General features: G+C 70.8%; 1 protein-coding gene. It reads left to right on the forward strand.

The annotated features are described in order from the left end of the window. Positions 1 to 250: hypothetical protein (locus tag VR45_RS41830; protein ID WP_045945229.1), on the forward strand; the 250-nt coding region annotated here is incomplete at both ends.

The raw sequence follows: 250 nt of genomic DNA on the forward strand, positions 1-250 counted from the left end.
CGCCACCTGCCCGGCGGTCGAGATCCCGGCGGGTTCGTCCCTGAGCTGGACCCTCACCGGAACCCTGGACGCCAACGCGACCGTGACGCCGACCAACACGGTGACGGTCACCGGTGGGCCCGACCCTTCGGTTTCCACCCACACGGCCGTCGCCTCGCCGACCAACTCGCCCTCGCCGCAAGCCAACCTCACCGCGTCGAAGGCGCTGCTGACCAACCCCGTCGTGCCGGGACAGCAGATCCAGTGGCAG

The organism is Streptomyces sp. NRRL S-495 (assembly GCF_000966955.1).
GTDB classification, from domain to species: domain Bacteria; phylum Actinomycetota; class Actinomycetes; order Streptomycetales; family Streptomycetaceae; genus Kitasatospora; species Kitasatospora purpeofusca.